The organism is Cupriavidus sp. UME77 (assembly GCF_014170355.1).
Lineage (GTDB): Bacteria > Pseudomonadota > Gammaproteobacteria > Burkholderiales > Burkholderiaceae > Cupriavidus > Cupriavidus basilensis.
In genome coordinates, this window is the sequence record NZ_LZZU01000086.1 from 276,229 (window position 1) to 291,247 (window position 15,019).

Annotated in this window: 15 protein-coding genes; 7 read left to right on the forward strand and 8 right to left on the reverse strand. The window is 66.4% G+C overall.

The window, feature by feature from the left end; genetic code table 11:
* Window positions 1-99: 99 nt before the first annotated feature.
* The 4 genes from A9975_RS32910 (at window position 100) to A9975_RS32925 (ending at window position 3,850) form a co-directional block, all read left to right on the forward strand.
* On the forward strand, window positions 100-1,035 hold the full coding sequence (locus A9975_RS32910) for a glutathione S-transferase family protein (RefSeq protein ID WP_183036375.1): 936 nt from the start codon (window positions 100-102) through the stop codon (window positions 1,033-1,035).
* A gap of 56 nt (window positions 1,036-1,091) precedes the next feature.
* Window positions 1,092-1,994 carry an SDR family oxidoreductase gene (locus tag A9975_RS32915; RefSeq protein WP_183036376.1) on the forward strand — a complete coding sequence of 301 codons (903 nt, stop codon included), beginning with the start codon at window positions 1,092-1,094 and terminating at the stop codon, window positions 1,992-1,994.
* Between the two features lie 83 nt (window positions 1,995-2,077).
* Complete coding sequence (locus A9975_RS32920; protein WP_183036377.1) at window positions 2,078-2,998, forward strand: alpha/beta fold hydrolase; 921 nt, start codon at window positions 2,078-2,080, stop codon at window positions 2,996-2,998.
* A gap of 141 nt (window positions 2,999-3,139) precedes the next feature.
* Window positions 3,140-3,850 carry an aspartate/glutamate racemase family protein gene (locus A9975_RS32925; RefSeq protein ID WP_183036378.1) on the forward strand — a complete coding sequence of 237 codons (711 nt, stop codon included), beginning with the start codon at window positions 3,140-3,142 and terminating at the stop codon, window positions 3,848-3,850.
* Window positions 3,851-3,995: 145 nt separating this feature from the next.
* On the opposite strand, the gene A9975_RS32930 is transcribed toward A9975_RS32925, so the two are convergent.
* Together A9975_RS32930 and A9975_RS32935 are read right to left on the reverse strand one after the other, a co-directional pair.
* On the reverse strand, window positions 3,996-4,517 hold the full coding sequence (locus A9975_RS32930; protein WP_183036379.1) for an O-acetyl-ADP-ribose deacetylase: 522 nt from the start codon (window positions 4,515-4,517) through the stop codon (window positions 3,996-3,998).
* Window positions 4,518-4,597: 80 nt separating this feature from the next.
* Window positions 4,598-5,746, reverse strand: coding sequence for an iron-containing alcohol dehydrogenase (locus A9975_RS32935; protein ID WP_183036380.1), 1,149 nt, complete (start codon window positions 5,744-5,746; stop codon window positions 4,598-4,600).
* Window positions 5,747-5,999: 253 nt separating this feature from the next.
* On the opposite strand from A9975_RS32935, the gene A9975_RS32940 reads away from it, so the two are divergent.
* The 3 genes from A9975_RS32940 to A9975_RS32950 all read left to right on the forward strand — a co-directional run bounded on the left by A9975_RS32940 (window position 6,000) and on the right by A9975_RS32950 (window position 8,669).
* The gene (locus A9975_RS32940; RefSeq protein ID WP_370565956.1) at window positions 6,000-7,028 is read left to right on the forward strand and encodes an alpha/beta hydrolase; all 1,029 of its coding nucleotides are present in this window, start codon (window positions 6,000-6,002) and stop codon (window positions 7,026-7,028) included.
* Window positions 7,029-7,144: 116 nt separating this feature from the next.
* A complete protein-coding gene (locus tag A9975_RS32945; RefSeq protein WP_183036381.1) occupies window positions 7,145-8,131 on the forward strand; it encodes a tripartite tricarboxylate transporter substrate binding protein in 987 nt (328 codons plus the stop codon).
* Between the two features lie 100 nt (window positions 8,132-8,231).
* Complete coding sequence (locus A9975_RS32950; RefSeq protein WP_183036382.1) at window positions 8,232-8,669, forward strand: YbgC/FadM family acyl-CoA thioesterase; 438 nt, start codon at window positions 8,232-8,234, stop codon at window positions 8,667-8,669.
* Between the two features lie 79 nt (window positions 8,670-8,748).
* Here A9975_RS32950 and denD read toward each other — a convergent pair whose 3' ends face one another.
* The 6 genes from denD to ltnD form a co-directional block, all read right to left on the reverse strand.
* Window positions 8,749-9,738 (reverse strand): D-erythronate dehydrogenase, encoded by a 990-nt coding sequence (gene denD / locus A9975_RS32955; RefSeq protein ID WP_183036383.1) that lies wholly within the window; start codon window positions 9,736-9,738, stop codon window positions 8,749-8,751.
* 49 nt (window positions 9,739-9,787) lie between these two features.
* On the reverse strand, window positions 9,788-10,570 hold the full coding sequence (gene otnI / locus A9975_RS32960) for a 2-oxo-tetronate isomerase (RefSeq protein WP_183036384.1): 783 nt from the start codon (window positions 10,568-10,570) through the stop codon (window positions 9,788-9,790).
* Between the two features lie 65 nt (window positions 10,571-10,635).
* The gene (locus A9975_RS32965) at window positions 10,636-11,967 is read right to left on the reverse strand and encodes an MFS transporter (protein WP_183036385.1); all 1,332 of its coding nucleotides are present in this window, start codon (window positions 11,965-11,967) and stop codon (window positions 10,636-10,638) included.
* 194 nt (window positions 11,968-12,161) lie between these two features.
* Window positions 12,162-12,800, reverse strand: coding sequence for an aldolase (locus A9975_RS32970; protein WP_183036386.1), 639 nt, complete (start codon window positions 12,798-12,800; stop codon window positions 12,162-12,164).
* Entirely contained in the window at window positions 12,797-14,101 is a 1,305-nt protein-coding gene (gene otnK / locus A9975_RS32975; protein WP_183036387.1) for a 3-oxo-tetronate kinase, read from the reverse strand. The genes A9975_RS32970 and otnK overlap by 4 nt, the downstream gene beginning before the upstream one ends.
* Before the next feature lie 11 nt (window positions 14,102-14,112).
* Window positions 14,113-15,009: an L-threonate dehydrogenase gene (gene ltnD / locus A9975_RS32980; RefSeq protein ID WP_183036388.1), complete on the reverse strand. Its 897-nt coding sequence runs from the start codon at window positions 15,007-15,009 to the stop codon at window positions 14,113-14,115.
* Window positions 15,010-15,019 lie beyond the last annotated feature (10 nt).

The following is a 15,019-nucleotide window of genomic DNA, read 5'->3' on the forward strand; positions in this document are numbered from 1 at the left end:
CGCCCGATGCACCGGCAGCAGGCATAAGAGAAATTTCAGGCTGAGTTCAATCTGGCTATAGATTGGCTTCAGCCTGGCAACACAAGCGATTCCGACACCATGGCAGACCTTATCCTTCACCAGTACGCAACGTCGCCGTTCTCCGAGAAGATCCGCCTGCTGATGGGCGCGAAGGGACTGGCGTGGCAAGCGGTGGAAATCCCGCCCATCATGCCAAAGCCGGACGTGGTGGCGCTGACCGGCGGCTATCGCCGCACGCCGATCCTGCAGGTGGGGGCCGACATCTATTGCGACACCGCGTTGATCTGCGAGGTGATCGACAGCGCGGCGCCCGCGTGCCCGCTCTATCCCGCGGCGCAGGCCGCCACTACGCGCCTGGTCGCTGGCTGGATCGATACCGCGCTGTTTACCGCCGCCGTCACCTACCTGTTCCAGCCGGCCGGCGCGCAAAGCATGCTGGGCCACCTCACGCCGGCGCAAATGCAGGCTTTCTCGGCGGACCGCAAGGCCATGCGTGGCGAGACCAATGCGCTGCGCATGCCCTTGCCCGAGGCCATCGCCATGCTGCATGAAACCTTCGGGCGGCTCGAGCAGCAATTCAAGGCGGGCGTGGCGCATGTGGCCGGGGCCGAGCTGTCCGTGGCGGATTTTTCGCTGTACCACAATGTCTGGTTTATCCGGCGCGCCAGCGAGCTGGCCAAGCTGCTGGATGCGTATCCGGCGGTGCAAGCCTGGTATGCGCGCATGAAGGCCTTTGGCCATGGCACGGTGCGGGTGGTCAGCGCGGAGTCGGCGCTGGAGGTGGCGCGGCACGCCGATCCGGCCGCGTTGCCTGGCGGGGTGGCTGCCGGCAGCGGCTTCGAAGCGGGCGACGCGGTCACCGTAACGCCAACGGACTACGCGCGCGATCCCGTGGCCGGCGTGCTGGTGGCGCTGGACGCCCACCGTGCCACATTGCGCCGCCAGGACCCGCGTGCGGGCGCGGTCAACGTGCATTTCCCGCGCCAAGGTTATCAAGTGCAGCGCGCGGGCTAAGACCCGCGCGCGGCAAGGCAATCCCATAACAACGACAGCAACGTGAGGCAGACAACATGAAGCAATTCCAGGGCAAGGTGGCAGTGATCACTGGCGGTGCATCGGGCTTCGGCAAGGAATTCGCCAAGCTGGGTGCGGGACTCGGCATGAAGCTGGTGCTGGCCGACGTGCAGGAGGACGCACTGGATGCCGCCGTGGCGGAGTTCAAGGCGCAAGGCGTGCCGGTGATCGGCGTGCGCGTGGATGTGTCCAAGGCCGAGCAGGTGCAGGCGCTGGCCGATGCCGCCATCGCCACCTTTGGCCAGGTCAACCTGCTGTTCAACAACGCCGGCGTGGGCGCGGGCGGCCTGATGTGGGAAAACACCGAGCGCGACTGGGAGTGGGTGCTGGGCGTCAACCTCTTTGGCGTGATCCACGGCGTGCGCATCTTTACCCCGCTGATGCTCGCGGCCGCGGCCGAGGACCCGTCGTTCGAAGCCCATATCGTCAATACGGCCTCCATGGCCGGCTTGCTCAGCCCGCCCGCGATGGGCGTCTACAACGTCTCCAAGCACGCCGTGGTGTCCTTGTCGGAATCGCTGTACCAGGATCTCAGCCTGGTCAGCGAGCAGGTCCGCTGCTCGGTGCTGTGCCCGTATTTCGTGCCGACCGGCATCACGCAATCGGGCCGCAACCGGCCGGCCGGGCTGGCCAACGACGCGCCGCCCACGCGCTCGCAACTGGTGTCGCAAGCCATGTCGGACAAAGCGGTCAGTTCGGGCAAGGTCACGGCCGCCGAAGTGGCGCAGCTTACCTTCGACGCCATCCGCGACAACGGCTTCTATATTTACTCGCATCCGCAGCAACTGGATCCCGTGCGGCAACGCTTCGAAGATATCATTAGCCAACGCAACCCAAGCGACCCGTTCGCCGACAAGCCGGAAGTGCGCGCCGGGCTCATCGCAGCCTTGCGCGGATAATGCGCGGATAAGCGAGGGGGAGCCGCCAGGTGCGGCCAGCAGCAAGTCCACCAGAGACAGCCATTGCGGCAAGGGAGGAATTCATGACCAAACCTGCAGTCATTCGCCATCTGCAGTACGCCACCTTGCCCAATGGCACGCGCCTGCATTACGCCAGCGCCGGCGAGCGCGGCAAGCCGCTGGTGCTGTTCGTGCATGGCTTTCCCGAGTTCTGGTACGAGTGGGAAGCCCAGCTGGCCGAGTTCGGCAAGACCCACTTCGCCGTGGCGCCGGACCTGCGCGGCTTCAACCTCTCAAGCAAGCCCGCGGAAGTCGAGGCCTACCGTCCCCGCCATATCGTCGAGGACCTGGTCCAGTTCATCAACGCGCTGGGCTACTCGCATTGCGTGGTGGTGGCGCACGACTGGGGCGGGGCAATCTGCTGGAACCTGGCCATCCAGTTTCCGCAGATGGTGGAGCGGCTGGTCATCATCAACTCGCCGCATCCCTATTTGTTTGCCAAGGCGCTCAGCGGCGATCCCCAGCAGCAAGCCGCCTCGGCCTATATGAACTGGCTGCGCGAGCCGGGATCGGAACAAGCGCTGGCGGCGGAAGGCTTCGCCAAGCTGGAGGGTTTCCTGAACGGTCAGGGCAAGCAGCCCGCGCCCTGGTTTACCGGCGAGACCCGCGAGAAATACCACGCGGCCTGGTCGCAGCCCGGCGCCGGCGGTTCTCACTCGCTGACGGGCGGCGTGAACTATTACCGCGCATCGCCCATGCATCCGCCGGGCCCTGGCGAGACGCCTCCCGATATCTCCAGGCTCGATCCCGCCGCCTTCGCCGTGCGCGTGCCAACGCTGGTGGTCTGGGGCGAGCGCGACACCGCGCTGCCCAAAAGCCTGCTGGATGGCCTGGACAAGTTCATCCCGGACATGCGGCTGGAACGCATCCCGGATGGCACCCACTGGGTCATCCACGAGCAGCCGGAGCGCATCAACCTGTTGATCCGGAGCGCCTTGCCCTGATTTGCTGTGCGTGCCAGGCCGCATCAGGCATGCGCGCCTGCGCCGGCCCGGTCGGAAACCGCCGCACTGTGCATGGGGCGGGGTGGCGCCTGCTGCTACATTGACCTGATTCGACAGCGCCGGTGCGCAAGGAAGGTCAAGATGAAGACGATCGGACTGATCGGCGGCATGAGCTGGGAATCCTCGGCCGAGTACTATCGCCTGATCAACCAGGACATGAAACAACGTCTCGGCGGCCACCATAACGCGCGCAGCGTCATGGTCACGGTCAGCTTCGAGCAGATCAAGGCACTGCAGCACGCGCAACGCTGGGACGAACTCGGCGAAGCCATGCGGCAAGCCGCCCTGCAAGTGCAGGCCGCCGGCGCGGATTTCGTGCTGCTCTGCACTAACACCATGCACCGCGTGGCCCCTATCCTGGAAGCCGCGCTCGACATTCCCTTTCTCCACATCGTCGATCCCACCGCGCAAGCATTGCGCGGTGCCGGCATCCGGCGCGTGGGCTTGCTTGGCACGGCCTTCACCATGGAGCAGGATTTCTATCGCGGCCGCATGCAGGACAAGCACGGCATCGAAGTCGTGGTCCCTGACGCCGCCGACCGCGCGCTCGTCCACGGGATCATCTACGACGAGCTATGCCACGGCATCGTGCGCGACGCCTCGCGCGATGTGTACCGGCGCATCATCGGCGGCTTGCAGGCGCAGGGCGTGGGCGGGGTGATTCTGGGCTGCACCGAAATTGCGCTGCTGATCGGGCAGGATGACGTGGCGCTGCCGGTGTTCGATACCACGGCTTTGCATGCGCAGGCTGCGGTGGGGTTGGCGCTGAAGGGGGTGGTGGTGGTGAATTAGCCCAGGTGCGAGCAGCACACCCGGAACGAGGGCGGGGACAGCGAGGAAAACAGCAAAACGAGAAACCGCAAGAGAATGCGGGTTTCCCGTCAGCCTCGATCCTGTTGATGGCCCTCGCAAAAACCCTGCGAAGGCCGTCGGCGACTCAACTCAACCTGTGCCGATACAACCGGTAATTCTCGTCATCGAAGCAGACAAAACTGACCTGCTCGATGGTGGGTGCGGCCACCAGGGCCTTGCGTACCGCCTCGATGGCAATATCCACGGCGCGCTCGCGCGGGAAACCGTAGATGCCGGTGCTGATATTGGGAAAGGCGATGGTGCGCAGCTTGTGCTGCGCGGCTAGCGCGATGCTGGACTGGTAGGCGCCGGCAAGGAGGGCGTCTTCGCCGTGGTCGCCCCCTTGCCAGACCGGGCCGACCGCGTGGATGACGTAAGGCGCGGGCAGCAGGCCACCGGTGGTGATCACCGCCTGGCCGGTGGGGCAGCCGCCCTTGGTTTCGCGAATGCCGCGACAGGCGGCCATGATGGCGGGACCGCCAGCGCCGTGGATGGCGCCGTCGACACCGCCGCCACCGAGCAAGCCGCTATTGGCGGCATTGACGATGGCGTCGACTTCCATGCGGGTGATGTCTCCGTGCAAGACCTGCAGGTGTTCCCCTGTCATGACCTCTTCTCCGTGCTGGGTGGTAAAGCTGGATCGCCCCGGCTGTTCCGCGCACCTGTGCTGCCGGCCCGCCGCGGCACTTACATGGATTCCGCCAGCATACGCCGATAATCCGCGGCGCTGGCCTCTTTCGGGTTGGTCTTGTGGCAATGGTCGACCAGTGCGCCGGCGATCACCTTGTCGAACATGTCTTCGGTGACACCCATCTGGCGCAGGCCGGTGGGCAGCCCGAGGCGCGCGGTCATGTCGTGCACGGCCTGGGCCAGGTCGGCATCCTGGGGCAGGCCCATGGCGTGGCGCAGGCGGGCGTAGCGGTTGTCACGCACCACGCTGGGCGCGTCGGCGTTAAAGCGCAGCACCGCCGGCATCACCACGGCATTCAGGGTGCCGTGGTGCAGGCCGGTCTTGCCGTCCACCTTGAGGCCGCCGAGCGGGTGTGATAGCGAGTGCACGCAGCCCAGTCCCTTCTGGAAGGCCATGGCGCCCTGCATGGAGGCGCTCATCATGTTCAGGCGCGCGTCGCGGTCCTGGCCGTCGCGGGTGGCGCGCTCGATATGCTTCCAGCCGCGCTCCAGGCCGTCCAGGGCGATGCCGTCGGCGGGCGGGTTGAAGGCTGGCGCCAGAAAGGTCTCCACGCAGTGTGCGATGGCGTCCATGCCGGTGGCGGCGGTCAGGCCGGCCGGCAGGCCGAGCGTGAGGCCCGGGTCGCAGATGGCGGATTTGGGCAGCAGGTGCCAGGAGTGGAAGCCGAGCTTGCGGCCGTCTTCCAGGATGATGATGGCGCCGCGCGCCACCTCGCTGCCGGTGCCCGAGGTGGTCGGCACGGCGATCAGCGGCGCGGCGCGCTCGGTGATCCTGGTGCTGCCGCCTTCGATGGTGGCGTAGGTGGTCAGCTCGCCGGGATGGGTGGCGAGGATGGCGATGCCCTTGGCCAGGTCGATGGAGGACCCGCCGCCGACCGCGATCAGCCCGTCGCAGCCGCTATCCCGATACTGCGCCGCGGCCTTCTTGACCATGGCTTCGGTCGGATTGGAGGGGGTTTCGTCGAAGATCTCGTGCGGCAGGCCGCCCAGGGCCACGACGGCCTGCTGGGCCACACCGGCGGCAACCACGCCTTTATCGGTGACGACCAGCGGGCGCCGCATGCCGATGCGTTCGCACTCTGCCTTGAGCTGGCTGATGGTGCCGAAATCCAGGTGGATGTTGGTCAGGTAATAAATGAAGGCCATCTATGCTGTCTCCGTCGATGAGGGTTTTCTATGTCTTCTGGCTTCTGGCTTCTGGCTTTTCTGACGATGGTCGATGATCGCGCAAAACCTGCCGCCCTGACCAGCCCCAGGGAAATTTCATATGCTTTGCTGCAGAAACATCTGGAATCATACTAAAATCGAACGATCGTTCACAATTCGAACGCCAGTGGCGCTGACGCCACTGGAGATTCGGCTGCCGCCGAAGGTTCGTTGCTACTGATTCTGAGTGTCCATGCCCGCTGTCCCGCCCGATTCCACCGCTGCGCCCGCCCAGCCTGCGCCTGCCTTACCCGGCATGCCGCCGGTGCCGCTGGACCCGCAGGTGGCGGCGTTGCTGGCGCTGATCGGGCGCGTGAAGCGTCCGTCCATCCATGAACTGGACCCGGCCGACGCCAAGACCGCGTACGAAAAGAGCGCGCCCATCATGGATATCGCGCCGCTGGCCGTGCACAGCGTGGAAAACCTGACGGTAGCCGCGCGCGATGGCTACGGCATCCCGGTGCGGCTGTATGCGCCGCGCGAGGCCAGTTGGGCCGAGCCGTTGCCGTTGCTGGTGTACTTCCATGGCGGCGGCTTCACGGTGGGCAGCGTCAACTCGCACGATCCCCTGAGCCGGCTGCTGTGCATGCAGGCGGATTGCATGGTGCTGTCGGTGGACTACCGGCTTGGCCCGCAATGGAAGTTTCCTCATGCGGCGAACGATGCGTTCGATGTCATGGCATGGGTGTTCGCCGAGGCCGCGCGCCTGGGTGCCGATGCCAGCCGTATCGCCCTGGGTGGCGACAGCGCGGGCGGCACCTTGGCCAGCGCCTGCGCCGTGCACGCGCGCGATCTGGGCCTGGAGCCTGTTCTGCAGATGCTGATCTATCCCGGCACCTGCGCCCGCCAGGACACGCCTTCGCATCGCGCGCTGGCCGAAGGCTATCTGCTGACCGCGCCGATGATCCAGTGGTTTTTTTCGCAATACCTGGACAGCGAAACCAGCCGCGACGACTGGCGTTTTGCCCCGCTGGACGGTGGTGGCACGGGTGCCGACGTGCGCGGCTGCTGCCCGGCCTGGATCGCCGTGGCGGGCTACGACCCGCTGCACGATGAAGGCGTGGCCTACGCGGCCAAGCTGCGCGCCGCGGGCGTGCCGGCGCAAGTGGCCGACTACCAGGGCATGATCCACGATTTTTTCAAGCTAGGACGTTTCGTCCCGGCGGTGGCCGGCGCCCATGGCGACGCGGTCGCCGCCTTGCGTGCTGCCTTCGACGGTTGAGCGAGGCTTGCCGGCAAGGGCCGGCAGCCAGATCGAAGCGGTCGCAGAACCCCCGGTTTCATTGGCTTTACGTGTAGTGCATTACTTGTAGCAGTAGCAAAAGGAGACACAGACTCATGCAACGCCGCCATTTCCTCGCCCATGCGGGCGCGCTCGCCGCCACCGCGGCTACCCTGGGGCTGGCCAGCGCGCCGGCCCTGGCGCAGGCGGACAATTTCCCGCAACGGCCGATTCGCCTGATCATCGGCTATACCGCGGGCGGTTCCACCGACCTGCCGTTCCGCGTGCTGGCGGAAAACGCTTCCAAGATCCTCGGCCAGCCGGTGATCATCGAGAACAAACCTGGCGCTGGCGGGGTATTGCCCGCACAGCTGATGCAATCGACCCAGCCGGACGGCTACACGCTGGCGCAGGTAGCCATGCCGGTCTACCGCCTGCCGTACACCACCAAGATCAATTGGGATCCGGTCAAGGACTTGTCGTACGTGATCAACCTGGCCGGCTACTCGTTTGGCCTGGTTGTGCCCGTGGATTCGCCGATCAAGACCATGCAGGACTACATCGCCTACGCCAAGGCCAACCCGGGCCGCCTGACCTACGGCTCGCCGGGCTCGATGACCACGCTGCACCTGACCATGGAAGAGCTGGCCATGAAGCAGAATGTGCAGTTCTCGCATATTCCGTACAAGGGCAACTCGGAATCGATGCAGGCCCTGCTGGGCGGGCACGTGATGTCGGTGGCGGACACCCCGGCCTGGGCACCGTACGTGGAGTCCGGCAAGCTGCGCCTGCTGTCGACCTGGGGCGACAAGCGCTCGGCGCGCTTCCCCAATGTGCCGACGTTGAAGGAGCTGGGCCTGGGCATCGTGCAGACCTCGCCGTTCGGCGTGGTGGCACCCAAGGGCACCGATCCCAAGATCGTCAAGAAGCTGCACGACGGCTTCAAGAAGGCCATGGAAATGCAGAACTATCGCGATGCGCTGGCCAAGTTCGACATGGAGCCGTTCTACATGAGCAGCGAGCAATACGCGCACTTCGCCGCCGATACGGTCAAGAAAGAGAAGGCCATTATCGACAAGCTGGGGCTGAACAAGCCGCAATAAGCGTGGCTTAGCCGCTTTATGCCGGCGCCGCCCTGTCCGGGGCCGGCGCCGTTTTCATATCGGGCCGATATCTGGCCGGCAACCAAGGGGGAACGCCGACATGGCGAAGGAAGATTTCCGTCACAGCATGCCGCTGCGCGTGCGTTGGGCCGAGGTGGATCCGCAGTCGATCGTGTTCAATGCGCACTACCTGACCTACTGCGATATCTGCGTGACGGAGTACTGGCGGGCGGTGGGGATCCGGTATCCGGAGGATGTGCTGCACGCGCACGGCGTGGATATCTTCGTCGTGAAATCCACGCTGGAGTATCACGCGTCCGCGCGCTTTGACGACATCCTGGAGATCCGGGGGCGGATTGCGCGCCTGGGCCGCTCCAGCATGTTGTTCCGCGTGGAGATGTACCGCGGCGACGAGCACCTGGTCACTGGCGAGATCGTCTATGTCTGCGCGGATCCCGCGACGCAGAAGTCGGCGCCGATTCCGGGGCCGGTGCGGGAAACGATCACGGCGTATGAAGTGGTGAAACCGGACGCTTGATCCGTCCGGTTTCCGTCGTTTCAGGTGCGGCGGCGCTGGCCTGCGTGCAAGCCAGCGCCGCCAAAACGCGTCTGCGGGTTCAACGCGCCGCTATGCCCGCATCCTCGATATAGGCCCGGATCACCGCATCGAAATCTTTGTCCCCCTGGAACCCCAGCGCCAGCGCGCGCTCCGTGTTCCACGCGGCAGGCCAGGTGCCGACGATATTCTCGATGCGCGCCTCGCGCTCCCAGCTCACGCGATCCGCCACGGCGTCGCCGGCCACGCGCCGCAACGCCGCCACCATCTCCTTGGGCGTGACCGACAAGCCGGGCAGGTTCACCGTCCGGCGTTCGCCAAACCTGGCACCATCGATCTCCATGCCCCGCACCAGCGCGGCAATCGCCCCGCGCGGGGACAGCAGCCACAGCGGCGTTTCCGGCGAGACCGGGCAATTGGCGGCGACGCCTGCCAGTGGCTCGCGGATGATGCCGCTGGCGAACGACGAAGCCGCGGCATTGGGCTTGCCTGGCCGCACGCTGATGGTCGGCAGGCGCAGCACGCGGCCGTCGACAAAGCCGCGGCGGCTGTAGTCCGACAGCAGCAGCTCGCCGATGGCCTTTTGCGCGCCGTAGGAGGATTGCGGATTGAGCGCGGTATCGTCCTGCACCACAGCGGGCAGGGTGCCGCCGTACACCGCCACCGAACTGGTGAACACCACGCGTGGCCGGCTGCCATGTTTCACGTGAAGCGCCCGGCAGGTTTCCAGCAACGCGCGCGCGGCATCCAGGTTCACGCGCATGCCCAGGTCAAAATCAGCCTCGGCCTGGCCGCTGACCACCGCCGCCAGGTGGAACACCGCGCCGGTGTGTTCATCGATGGCCTGCGCCAGCACGGCGGGGTCCGACAGGTCGCCGGTGACCACGCGCACGCGCGCGTCGTTCAGCGGGGGCGGCGCGACCACGTCGAGCAGCGTCAGGCCCGCGATGGCGACGGGCTTGCCGTCGATGTCCAGGGTGCCGCGTTTTAGCAGCTGGCGGGCCAGTTGCAGGCCGAGAAAGCCGGCCCCGCCGGTGATCAGTACTTGCATGTTCGTTTTCCTGTTGTGCCGCCATGGGCGGCATGGAGACAGCGGCCGCTCAGGCCTTCAAGTAAGGCTTGAGCCAGCCCAAACCCGCCGAGGTACCGGCGCGCGGACGATACTCGCAGCCGATCCAGCCGTCATAGCCAAGGCCATCGATCACGTCGAACAGGTAGGGGTAGTTCAGCTCGCCCAGGTCCGGCTCGTGGCGCTCGGGCACGCCGGCAATCTGGATGTGGCCGATGCCGGCAAAGTCGCGCTTGAGCTTGACGGCAAGGTCGCCTTCCACGATCTGGCAGTGGTAGCAGTCGAACTGCACCTTCAGGTTGGCCGCGCCCACTTCCTTGCAGATGGCCTGGCCGTCGTCCTGGCGGTTGAGGAAGTAGCCGGGCATGTCGCGTCCGTTGATCGGCTCGATCAGGACCGTGATGCCCTGTGCCGCCGCGGCCTGCGCGGCATGCGCCAGGTTTTCCAGGTAGCAGGCGCGATGACGCCCGTGGTCCGCGCCGGCCGGCACCAGGCCGGCCATCACGTGGATCTTGTCATTGCCGATCACGGCAGCGTATTCCAGCGCGCGGCCGAAGGCGTCGCGGAATTCGGCCTGGCGCCCGGGCAGGGCGGCCATGCCGCGCTCGCCGGCGGCCCAGTCGCCCGGCGGCGCGTTGAACAGCGCTTGCGCCAGGCCGTTGGCGTCGAGCCGCGCGCGGATTTCCGCGGCAGCGTGCTCGTACGGGAAGAGATACTCCACGGCCTTGAAACCGTCTGCCGCTGCGGCGGCGAAGCGATCCAGGAAGGCGTGCTCGGTGTACATCATCGACAGGTTGGCGGCAAAACGCGGCATGCGGTGCTCCAGGAGAAGTGCGTTGTTCTTGGGTTCTTGTGTTTCTGTGTCTTTGTGTTCTTTGTCTAGCGGTTGACCAGCTTGGCCGGCGTGAGCCAGACCAGCCCGGCGCCGAGCACCAGCATGGCCGACAGCACATACATGCTCGACTGCGTGCTGTGGGTGAGGTCGGTCAGGTAGCCCACCATGTACGGTGCCACAAAGCCCGCCAGGTTGCCCACCGAATTCACCACCGCAATGCCCGAGGCAGCGGCCAGCCCGGACAGGAAGGCGGTGGGCAGCGACCAGAACAGCGGGGCGCAGGTCAGCACGCCGGCGGCGGCGAGCGACAGCGCGGCAATGGCCACCACGGTATTGTGGGTATACGAAGCGGCAATGGCAAAGCCCACCGCGCCCATCAGCGCCGGCACGATCAGATGCCAGCGGCGTTCGCGGCGGGCGTCGGCGCTGTGGCCGAGGAAGTTCATCACCACGATGGCGCAGATAAACGGAATCGCGCTGAGCAGGCCGATATTGAGGTTGCCGGTAACGCCGCTGGTCTTGACCAGTGTGGGCATCCAGAACGTCAGCGCATATTGCCCGGTGACAAAGCAGAAGTAGATCATGCACATCCACCAGACGCGGCTGTCCTTGAACACGGCGCCCAGCGAGTGGCCGGTGCCCGAGGCGCCAGCCTGGCGTGCGTCTTCCTCGATATTGCGCTTGAGCACGCGCTTCTCGTTGGCGTCCAGCCACGGCGCCTGGTCGATGCCGTTCTTGAGCACGAACACGGTGACGATGCCGATCAGCAGCGCGGGCAGGGCCTCGATCAGGAACATCCACTGCCAGCCGCGCATGCCGCCGTAGTCATGGAAGGCATCCATGATCCAGCCCGACAGCGGGTTGCCGAACATGCCGGCCACCGGGATGCCCGACATGAACAGCGCGATCATCTTGGCGCGCCGGTTGGCCGGATACCAGTAGGTCAGGTAAAGGATCACGCCGGGATAGAAACCCGCCTCGGCCAGGCCGAGCAGGAAGCGCATGATGTAGAAAGTGGTGGGTGTCTTCACGAAGACGAACAGCGCCGAGATGATGCCCCACGTGATCATGATCCGCGCGATCCAGACGCGCGCGCCGAGCTTGTGCATCAGCAGGTTGCTGGGGACTTCGAACAGGAAGTAGCCGATGAAAAACAGCCCGGCGCCAAGGCCGAACACGGTTTCGGAAAACGCCAGGTCCTGCGCCATCTGCAGCTTGGCGAAGCCCACGTTGACGCGGTCCAGGTAAGCGATGACGTAGCACAGCATCAGGAACGGCATGATGCGCCAGAACACCTTGCTGTAAGCGCGTTTCTCGATGTCGCGGTCGATGTCTTGGCCGGCGCCGGTTAGCGCGGCCTGAGTGGATGCATGCATGGTTGTCTCCGTGTATCGGTTTGGTCCCGGTTTGGTCCCGGCTTGGTTCCAGCTTGATATCCGCTGTTGGCGGCAAACCGGGGGCGAACGCTGCCCTTGCCGCGGCCCGGGCGTTAGCGAGGGCGGGCGGCGGGCGGTTCTGCCTTGCTTGTGTTTTTGTTGTTAGGGCTTTGTCGTACCTGCGCGCGTGGTTCCTACCAGCGCGCCTTGAACGTATCGCGCAGTTCGGCCAGCGCTTGCTCGTCGAGCGGCTCAGGCTTGTCCTTGAGCATCAGCCAGAGCTTGGCGGTCTCTTCAAGTTCCTCGAGCGCGAAGGCCGCGCGCGAAACGGTGGCCTCCCACACCACCGGGCCAAGGCGCGCGAGCAACACGCCACGCACTTCGGCGGCAAGCTGCGCGACGCGCGCCGCCACCGCCGGGTCGCCCGGGCGATGGTAGGGAATCAGCGGGATATGCCCGACTTTCATCACGTAGTAAGGCGTGATCGGCGGCAGCACATCGTCCGGCTGCCATGCGCCCGCCAGGCTCAGCGCCACCAGGTGGGTGGAGTGCGTATGCACCACGCCATGGGCCTGGGGGTTGTTGTCGTAGATGGCGCGATGCAGGGTCAGCGTCTTGGACGGCTTGTCGCCGGCCACCCAGTTGCCGCCGCTGTCCACCTTGGCAATGGCGGCCGGGTCCAGCATGCCCAGGCAGGCATCGGTCGGCGTGATCAGCCAGCCGTCCTCCATGCGCGCGCTGATGTTGCCGGCGCTGCCGACGGTGTAGCCACGCTGGTAGAGGCTGGCGCCGATGCGGCAGATTTCTTCGCGCAGGCTGGATTCTGTGCTCATGCTTGCCCTCCAAGCTGGCGCAGCGCTTCGTCAAAGAAGTCGATGCCGCCGAAATTGCCGGACTTGAGCGCCAGCGCCAGCGGCTGCGCATCCAGCGTGACGGTGGCGGGCACGCCCGGCGCGATCTGCGTGCCGATGCGCAGGGCTTGCACGCCCAGCGCCTGCACCACCGCGCCCGAGGTTTCGCCGCCGGCCACCACGAAGCGGCGCGTGCCGCGTGCTTTCAGGGCGGCGGCGATATCCGCCAGCGCCTGCTCGACCAGATGGCCGGCTCGCTCCACGCCGAGGGCGGCCTGCACCGCTTTGACCTCCTCCGGCGTGGTGGTGGCGTAAAACAGCACAGGTTCGGCATGGGAGCCAGCCAGGGCCAGCGCCTCCTCAACCACGGGCGCGCCTTGCGCTAGCGCGAGCGGGTCGATGCGCAGGGCGGGGCGCTTGGCCACGAGCCACTGCGCCACCTGCGCATTGGTTGCCTTGGACGCGCTGCCGGCCAGCACCACGGCTGGCCCGGTCACGGGCGCTACGCTGTCGGCATCCGCGCGCTGCGGCAGCAAGCCGGCGCGGCGGAAGTTGGCTGGCAGGCCGAGCGCCAGGCCCGAGCCGCCGGTGAGTAACGGCAGGTCGGCGCACGCCTCGCCTAGCGTATGCAGGTCGGCATCGCTCACCGCGTCGGCAATCGCCAGTTTCACGCCATCGCTGCGCAAGGTGGCCATGGCCTGGCGGGCCGCGTCGCTGCCGCGCGCCACGGCGTCGTAGCGCAGCAGGCCCACCTTGGCCTGGCTCTGGCGCTGCAGCACGCGCACCAGGTTGGCGTCATGCATCGGCGTGAGCGGGTGGTTCTCCATGCCCGACGCATTGAGCAGGACATCGCCGACGAACAGGTGGCCGCGGAAGATGGTGCGGCCGTTCTCCGGAAATGCCGGGCAGGCGATGGTGAAGTCGCCGCCAAGCGCCGCCAGCAGGGCCTCGGTCACCGGCCCGATATTGCCGGCGTCGGTGGAGTCGAAGGTGGAGCAGTACTTGAAAAAGAACTGGCGGCAGCCCTGGGCCTGCAACCAGCGCAGCGCGGCCAGCGATTGCGCGATGGCATCGGCCGCGGGGATGGTGCGCGACTTGAGCGCGACCACCAGCGCATCGGCCTGCTCCACGCCGGGCAGCGCCGCGCCGCCCGCCGGTACGCCGATGGTCTGCACCGTGCGCATGCCGTTGCGCACCAGCGTGTTGGCCAGGTCGGTGGCACCGGTGAAGTCGTCGGCGATGCAGCCGAGCAGGGCGCGCGAGGAAGGGGTCTGTGCAGTCATGCTGGCTTGCCTCACTCGGCCTTCTTCGCCGGCAGCGCAATGCCGGGAAATATCTTGATCACGGCGGCATCATCCTCGCCGCCATGTCCCGCGCTGGACGCCATCATGAACATCTGGTGCGCCGCGGCCGACAGCGGCAGGGGGAACTTGCTGGTGCGCGCGGTATCGAGCACCAGGCCGAGGTCCTTGACGAAGATATCGACCGCGGACAGCGGCGTGTAGTCGCCCGACAGGATATGCGGCACGCGGTTCTCGAACATCCACGAATTGCCCGCGCTGTGGGTAATGACCTCATACAGGGCATCGGCATCCACGCCTTCACGCAGGCCCAGCGCCATGGCTTCTGCCGCCGCGGCGATATGCACGCCAGCCAGCAGCTGGTTGATGATCTTTACCTTGGACCCGGCGCCATGCGCGTCGCCCAGCCGGTAGACCTTGCCGGCCATCGCAGCCAGCACGTCCTCGGCCAGTGCGTAGGCCTCGGCCGGGCCCGAGGTCATCATGGTCATTTCGCCACTGGCGGCACGGGCGGCGCCACCGGAGACCGGTGCGTCCAGCAGCAGGATGCCGCGCTCGCCCAGCCGCTTGCCCAGTGCCTCGGCGAAGCCCGGCGGCACGGTCGCGCTGGCGATCACCAGCGTGCCGGGGCGCAGGCTGCTTGCCGCGCCTTGTTCGCCGAACAGCACGGCCTCGGTCTGCGCGGCGTTGACCACCAGCGTGACCACCACATCGCATTTGCCGCCGAGCTCGGCCGGGCTGGCGCAGGGGATGCCCCCCGCATCGGCAAAGCGCTGCAATACATCGGGCCGCAGGTCGCAGGCATGTACCTTGAAGCCGGCGCGCAGCAGGCTGTGCGCTACGCCGTTGCCCATCGCGCCGAGGCCGATGACGCCAATTGATTTGCTCATGAAGACTCCT